The organism is Methyloceanibacter sp., from assembly GCF_035650995.1.
GTDB lineage: Bacteria > Pseudomonadota > Alphaproteobacteria > Rhizobiales > Methyloligellaceae > Methyloceanibacter.
On sequence record NZ_DASRGO010000199.1, the window covers coordinates 1 to 6,790 of the forward strand.

Consider the following 6,790-nt stretch of genomic DNA (forward strand, 5'->3'; position numbering starts at 1 on the left):
GGTGGTCGGCTCAAGCCAGTTTTGCCAAATCAAAGGCGGCTGCGGCGCCTTGATGCGAGTCGTTTGCGTCGAACCTCTAGCCGGTCCTCCCGTAGCCCCGCCGGTCGATCAACCGGCGGCCCTTCCGGCTCCGCCCCCGGCCTCGCCTGCCGTCCCTCCAACTGTAGCTCAACCTGCGACCCCGCCGCCACCGCCTCTGGGTCAAGGGGGGGGCGCACAGAGCGGCCAAGAGTGCGGGTTCGCCGGAAACTGGCGTGATGACCTGGGGACCGAACTCAGCATCGCCCAAAGCGGCGATACGCTGAGCGGCAGCGCCGCCTTTTCGGATATCGCGGCGAGCGTTTCCTTCAATGGCACGGCCGGGGGCCAAGCTTTCACCGCGACCTTCGCGCCGTGCGGCAACAGTGGCATCGAGCGTTTGCAGGGCGGCGGCAAGATCTCCCTCACTCTCTCCGGCTGTGATGCCATCTCCGGGAAGCTCGACGATAGCGTCGGTGCCGAGCTTTTCGATTTGTCGCTCAAGCGTGCGGCGGGGAAACCGGGTCCAGGCGGCGCCTGTGGCGCCTCACCTCCGCCCGAATGATAATAATGAAAACCGATGCCCGTCGATCAGTCCGCTATCGGCCCTATTGGGCGGGTTGTTCTTGGACGTCGACATCGATCGTCACGATGTCGCGGCCGCCGGTCAGGACCGTTTCGCCTTCGACGGCCGTTCGTCGTGCCTGGGACATCGTGAACCTGTCGAAGCCTTTATAATCCTCGGGGGGCGTGTAGGTAAGCACGGGATCCTGCCAAGAGGCGCTGCCGCGGCTCGGCTGCTCTTCCAGTCGGACGTCGCTGATCGCATTGGCGATCTGGCTATTTAACGCGCTGTTTGTCGTGCCAGTCAGACCGACCGCCAACAAAGTGGCAAAGTTGATCTCGCACGGCGTGTTGACGTCCGTTGCGATCTTTAATGTCAGCTTGCCGACGAACTTGCCGCCGACCTTGGGCATACTGGACAAGTCGAGGCGGCACTGAATGGGCGTGACCGGCACGGGCAGCGACGGGCCTTGGAGGTCGGCCTTCCTCGTCGCGATGCATCGCATCAAGACGGGCACTTTTTCGTTCAGCGTCCACTCTGTCTTCTTGGCATCAAGGAGGAGCTCGTAGGCTCTGTCCTGAATCGCTTTGGCCGTAGCCCGTGTTTCCGGCAAAGCGTTCTCGTAGTTGGTCATGGCCTTAGCCAACGTCTCCGCGAGGCTGTCGACGTTGGACCGCGCCTCATTCTGAAGATTGACGATGCGTTTTCGGCGGGCTTCCAACTCGTCCGCGTTCATCTTGTCGATCGCATTGCAAGTATCGTCGAGCCAGTTCCTGAGCGGAATTTCGCCGAGCATGAGCAGGCGGTCGAGAGCGCCGGCCGGTTCGACAGAGTTGAGGGTTGAAATTGCGAGGGCCGACAGCGCCAGCAGGAGCGTTGCCGGGCGAGAGGCCAGTTTGGCGCGCATGGTACCTCCGTCGGAAGGCTAGCCCTACCCGCGCTCAGAGTGTACTTCCGCGCCGCCGCGCTGTCATCGCCTCCATCCGGTTAAGAGGCGCCGCGGGGCGGGGCGGGAAGCCGAAGACGTCGGCAGTCAGGATTATTGGGCTTTGATGGTCGCGCCGGACGGCAGCTTGATGGTACCGCCCGGGACGCGGCAGGCGCAGGAGCAGGTGCCGCCGCGACAGAACATGGCGGCGGTGCATCGGCCGCTGTTGCGGAGTTGGGCGCACGCGTCGGCGCCGTGGCAATAGCAGTGGATCACGTCTGCGAAGGCGGCGGAGTTCGCGCCTCCGATGGTCAGGATCAAGAAGAGCACCGCGCGCATCGTTGCCGGGGCTAATGAGCGTAGGGGGCCTCTGACGGCGCGCCGCAGAAATATTGAGCCCCCTGAGGACCGCATGTCAGGTTTTCGGACCCTCCAGCCGGAAAGTCGAAATGCGGACCGAAGTCTTTCGGCTCGGCCGGCATCTTCGGCGGTCCCCAAACGTCCCTCAAGGTCAGGCCTCGTCGCGGCGGAGGCCCGCCCGGGTCGAACTGTTGCCCCTGTTGGGCTTGGGCCTCTCGGCTCGGCCAGCCAAGCGCATAGCCGGCCGCCAAGAGCATGGTCAGAGTGAGAAGCAGTGGAAAGGCGGTGAGCTTTGGCATAACCCCCAGCCGGTTCGCCTTGAGGTTACCATTGCGCGGCCGGCTATGATACCGCCGGTTTGCCTTAATGCTTCGCCTGTTGCGGATTTGACGCGATGAAGTGGTGCCCCAGGCCGGACTCGAACCAGCACGTCGTTGCCGACAACAGATTTTGAGTCTGCCGCGTCTACCATTCCGCCACTGGGGCTTCGGCCGGAACATGGGATAAGCCAGCGGCGCGGTCAACCGCTGCCTTCCGGCGCGGCTGGACGCGCGAATGGACAATGACAGGGCCTCCGGCTAAGCAAGTTTTATGCTGTGCAAGCCCCTTGGCGTGATCCTCACCGCTCTGCTTGTTGTCGGCTTGCCGCGCGCAGCGGCTCTTGGCGCCGAGACGCTTCCCATCACCGGTCCGTGGGGCGACGTCGAGGCCAAAGGCTGCGACGACTATAAGGCGGAGACCGAAGGCGGTTACATCGTCATCGACCAGGATGGGCGGGGCTGGGGCTCGGGCGGCGAGTGCGGCTGCAAGGTCAGGTCCGTCAAAAAATCCGGCAAGAGCGAATATGCCATCGTGGCCTCGTGCCAGTGCATCGACGGCCCCAAAGAGACTTGGCGCCGCAAGCTGATCGTGCTGAGCGACGGCGAAATCGAGTGGGCCGGCGCAAAATATCGGAAATGCGAGCCGCTGCCGTGATCCCGGCGATGCAGGGCTCATGGACAAAGGGCCAGCGTCCGGCTAAGCAATCCCGATGCTGCAGCGCCTCTACGACAAGGTGATCGCGCTCTCGGAGAGTCCCAAGGCGCTGCCGACGCTCGCCGCGGTTTCTTTCGCCGAAAGCTCGTTCTTCCCCATTCCGCCCGACGTCGTGCTCGTGCCGATGGCGCTGGCGCAGCCGCACAAGGCGAGGCTTTACGCGCTCGTCTGCACCATCGCTTCGGTGCTCGGCGGCATGCTGGGTTACGCCATTGGAGCCTTTCTGTACGACACGGTCGGCCATTGGCTGATCTCGGTCTATGGCTATGGCGAAGGCGTCGAGGCCTTCCGCGCGGCTTATGCCGAATGGGGGGCGTGGATCATCCTCATCAAGGGCATGACGCCGATCCCCTACAAGATCGTCACCATCGCCTCGGGTTTCGCCGGCTATGACTTCTTCATGTTCGTCGTGCTGTCGCTCATCACGCGCGGCGCGCGCTTCTTTCTCGAGGCGGAACTGTTGCGCCATTTCGGCGAGCCGATCCGCGCGTTCGTCGAGAAGCGGCTGACGCTCGTCACCACCGGCTTCCTCGCCGCTATCATCGGCGGGTTCCTGATCGCCAAATATGCCTTCTGAAATGGACGCAACCGGTCGACCGATCATTGCCAAGCCGCCGCGCAACGTGTTGCACGCCGCGGCGCTCGTGCTTGTCGTCGCGCTTGCGACCATTCTCACCGCGCTCGGCTTCGAGCATCTCGGCGGCTATGTGCCCTGCCCGCTCTGCCTCGAGGAACGCTACGCCTATTATTTCGCGATTCCGGTCGCGGCGCTCGCGGTGCTGCTCGTGCGCGGGGAGAACCCGGGCGCCGCGCGCATCCTGCTCGCCGCGATTGCGCTCGCCTTTCTCGCCAATGTTGGGCTCGCCGTGTTCCATGCCGGGGTCGAATGGAAATGGTGGCCGGGCCCGACCGAATGCACCGGCGCCTTCGATTTGCAGTGGGGGCAGGGCGGTGTCGTCGATACGCCGGTGATCCGCTGCGACGAGGCCTCGTTCCGCTTCCTCGGCCTTTCCTTCGCCGGCTGGGACGCATTGGTCTCGGTCTTCCTTGCCGGCGCAGCGCTGTGGGGCGCAGCCCATAGGCGCTAAGCGGCGCCTCGCCTCACGGGACCTTCAAGCGAGAGTGATTGGCTCGCGGCGCGGGCGCGCTGCTATAGCGGATTCCGGTTCATTCGCTCGCAAAGGATGGCGCCATCATGCTCGCCCGTCGCACTCTCCTTCTTGCCGGTCTCGTCATCTCCGTTCTGCTCGGCTCACTGCCGGCGTCCGCCGCGGAGTGGAAGCCGTTCACGCAAGCCGAGTTCGCAGCGGCCCAGAAGAACGGCAAATCGATCCTCGTCGATATCTTTGCCGCCTGGTGCCCGATCTGCCGCGCGCAAAATCCCATCCTCACCCAGCTCACGCGCGAGCCGGAGTTCAAGGACCTCGTGGTGTTCAAGATCGATTTCGACACGCAAAAGGCCGAGGTGCGCGCGCTGAAGGCAACTCAGCAAAGCACGCTGATCGCGTTCAAGGGCGAGAAGGAGACGGCGCGCTCGGTCGGCGATACCAACCCCGCCTCGATCGCGGAGCTGGTGAAGAGCGCGCTCTAGCAGACTCTCCATGAGCGGAGCCGTTCGATGATCGCGACGCTCGGATTGGCCTTTCTCGCCGGCATCCTCACGGTGCTGTCGCCGTGCGTGCTGCCGCTTCTTCCCATCGTGCTCGGCACGGCGGCGAGCGAGCATAGGCTCGGTCCGATCGCGCTCGCCATCGGACTTGCGTTATCGTTCGTGGCCATCGGCCTGTTCGTGGCGACCATCGGGTTTGCCGCGGGCCTCGACACCGATTTGTTCCGCACGATCTCGGCGGTGCTTCTCATCGGCATCGGCCTTGTGCTGCTCGTGCCGAAGCTTCAGGCGGAATTCGCGCTGGCGGCGAGCCCGGTCGGCAACTTTGTCGATGAACGGCTCGGAGGCTTCGCCACGAACGGGCTGTGGGGCCAGTTCGGGCTCGGGCTTCTGCTCGGCGCGGTATGGAGTCCGTGTGTCGGGCCGACGCTCGGCGCGGCCTCGCTCCTTGCCGCCAAGGGCGAGAATCTCGGGCAAGTCGCTCTCACCATGTTCGCCTTCGGCATCGGCGCGGCCCTTCCCTTGATGGCGCTCGGCTTTATCTCGCGCGAGGCCATGATGCGCATGCGCGGGCGGCTGGTCGAGGCCGGCAAAGGCGGCAAGATGCTGCTCGGAGGCCTGCTCGTCGCGGTCGGGCTTCTCGTCGCGACCGGCCTCGACAAGCGGCTCGAAACCGTGCTGGTCGATGCCTCGCCGGCCTGGCTCACGGAGCTCACGACGAAGTTCTAGCGGAACGCATTGCGCTCAAACGGGTTTGGTATCGCGGGGGCCATGGAGGCCCAATGCCCGATACACGACCCCCGCACGCGGAGGCGCGTTCCTACTGGAACGCAACCGCCGAAGCTCCGCAATTTCCCCGGCTCAAAGGCAATGTCACCGTCGACGTGGCAATCGTCGGCGGCGGCATCGTCGGGGCCACGACCGCGCGGGCCTTGAAAGATCTCGGCATGACCGTCGCGGTGGTCGAGGCGCGCCGGGTGGGGCGCCAGGTTACCGGCAAATCCACGGCCAAGGTGACCTCGCAACACAGACTGATCTATCGCACGCTCAAGAGAAAGTTCGGCGAGAATGGCGCGCGGCTTTACGCCGAAGCGCAAGAGGCCGGGATCGGAAAGATCAGAGAACTCGTCGCGCGGTACGGGATCGATTGCGAGCTCGAGACCAAAGCTGCCTATGTCTACACCTGCGATGAGAACTACGTCCGCAACATCGAGGAAGAGGTGGAGATCGCGCGCGGATTCGGACTTCCCGCGCATTTCACGCGCGACACCGGACTTCCTTTCGAGGTGCGCGGCGCGATGCGTTTCGACGGCCAGGCGCAGTTCCATCCGACGAAATATGTGGCGGGCCTCGCCAAAACCATCCCCGGCAACGGTTGCCATGTCTTCGAATGGAGCCGGGTCATCGATTGGAGCCCGACCGAGCTCGCGACCGACGAGGGGAGAATCGCGGCAAAGCAGGTGGTGATGGCGACCAATCTCCCGCTCGGGAAGATCGGAGGCTTCTATAGCGAGGCCCATGCCCATGCCGAGCCGGTGGTCGTAGCGCCGATCGGTCGCGTGCCAGACGGCATGTATATCAGCGCCGAGCAGCCCAGCCATTCGATCCGCACGCGTAACCAGGACGGCCAAATATATGCGATCGTGGCCGGCCCGAGCTTCAAGCCGGGCGACACCGAGGAGGAGTGCAGGTCCTTCGATGAGATCGAACGGTGGCTGATCGGAAATTTCGATGCCGGTTCGATCGCCTATCGGTGGGTGAACGAGGACTACCAATCGATCGACGGCGCTCCGTTTGTGGGGTGGTCCGCCTCACGCGGAGATCGATATCTGGTCGCGACAGGCTTCGGCGCCTGGGGTCTCAGCAATGGAACGGCCGCGGGCATGATGCTGGCCGATCTCGCCGCGGGACAGGAGAACCGCTTCATCGAGGTTTTCGATGCGAGGCGGATCAAACCGGTCGCCGGCGGCGCGAAATTCGTTGCCAAGAACGCCGGCGTCGCTGCCAGTCTCCTTGGCGGTCACCTCAGGCAGAAGCCGAAGGTATTCGACGCCCTCGGGCGCGGCGAGGCTGCCGTCCTCAAGATCGAGGGTGAGAAGATCGCCGCCTTCAAAGACGAGCACGGACGGGTGCACGCAGTCTCGGCGACCTGCACTCACATGGGCTGCATCGTCGGCTGGAACGAGGTCGACCGCACCTGGGATTGTCCCTGCCACGGCTCGCGTTTCGAGTTGAATGGGGACGTCCTCGCCGGCCCGGCCATCAAACCGCTTTC

General features: G+C 64.3%; 8 protein-coding genes and 1 tRNA gene. 6 read left to right on the top strand and 3 right to left on the bottom strand.

Annotated features, from left to right (window positions below):
- Positions 1-626: 626 nt before the first annotated feature.
- The 3 genes from VFB18_RS15020 to VFB18_RS15030 form a co-directional block, all read right to left on the bottom strand.
- Positions 627-1,490 (bottom strand): hypothetical protein, encoded by an 864-nt coding sequence (locus VFB18_RS15020; RefSeq protein WP_324977095.1) that lies wholly within the window; start codon positions 1,488-1,490, stop codon positions 627-629.
- Between the two features lie 132 nt (positions 1,491-1,622).
- Positions 1,623-1,841 (bottom strand): hypothetical protein, encoded by a 219-nt coding sequence (locus tag VFB18_RS15025; RefSeq protein WP_324977098.1) that lies wholly within the window; start codon positions 1,839-1,841, stop codon positions 1,623-1,625.
- Between the two features lie 430 nt (positions 1,842-2,271).
- A tRNA-Leu gene (locus VFB18_RS15030) sits at positions 2,272-2,357 on the bottom strand.
- Between the two features lie 105 nt (positions 2,358-2,462).
- Here VFB18_RS15030 and VFB18_RS15035 point away from each other — a divergent pair.
- From VFB18_RS15035 to VFB18_RS15060, 6 genes are all read left to right on the top strand, one after another.
- Complete coding sequence (locus VFB18_RS15035; RefSeq protein WP_324977101.1) at positions 2,463-2,846, top strand: hypothetical protein; 384 nt, start codon at positions 2,463-2,465, stop codon at positions 2,844-2,846.
- Between the two features lie 55 nt (positions 2,847-2,901).
- Complete coding sequence (locus VFB18_RS15040; protein ID WP_324977104.1) at positions 2,902-3,483, top strand: YqaA family protein; 582 nt, start codon at positions 2,902-2,904, stop codon at positions 3,481-3,483.
- Position 3,484: 1 nt separating this feature from the next.
- Entirely contained in the window at positions 3,485-3,994 is a 510-nt protein-coding gene (locus VFB18_RS15045; RefSeq protein WP_324977107.1) for a disulfide bond formation protein B, read from the top strand.
- Between the two features lie 107 nt (positions 3,995-4,101).
- Positions 4,102-4,497 (top strand): thioredoxin family protein, encoded by a 396-nt coding sequence (locus VFB18_RS15050; RefSeq protein ID WP_324977109.1) that lies wholly within the window; start codon positions 4,102-4,104, stop codon positions 4,495-4,497.
- 27 nt (positions 4,498-4,524) lie between these two features.
- Positions 4,525-5,244, top strand: a complete 720-nt coding sequence (locus VFB18_RS15055; RefSeq protein ID WP_324977111.1) for a cytochrome c biogenesis CcdA family protein — start codon at positions 4,525-4,527, stop codon at positions 5,242-5,244.
- Between the two features lie 53 nt (positions 5,245-5,297).
- A partial coding sequence (locus tag VFB18_RS15060; RefSeq protein ID WP_324977114.1) for an FAD-dependent oxidoreductase occupies positions 5,298-6,790 on the top strand: 1,493 nt, incomplete at its 3' end.

Coding starts and splice junctions, on each gene's coding strand:
- VFB18_RS15020 (WP_324977095.1), bottom strand. CDS start 1,490: ATGCGCGCCAAACTGGCCTCTCGCCCGGCAACGCTCCTGCTGGCGCTG.
- VFB18_RS15035 (WP_324977101.1), top strand. CDS start 2,463: ATGCTGTGCAAGCCCCTTGGCGTGATCCTCACCGCTCTGCTTGTTGTC.
- VFB18_RS15040 (WP_324977104.1), top strand. CDS start 2,902: ATGCTGCAGCGCCTCTACGACAAGGTGATCGCGCTCTCGGAGAGTCCC.
- VFB18_RS15045 (WP_324977107.1), top strand. CDS start 3,485: ATGGACGCAACCGGTCGACCGATCATTGCCAAGCCGCCGCGCAACGTG.
- VFB18_RS15050 (WP_324977109.1), top strand. CDS start 4,102: ATGCTCGCCCGTCGCACTCTCCTTCTTGCCGGTCTCGTCATCTCCGTT.
- VFB18_RS15055 (WP_324977111.1), top strand. CDS start 4,525: ATGATCGCGACGCTCGGATTGGCCTTTCTCGCCGGCATCCTCACGGTG.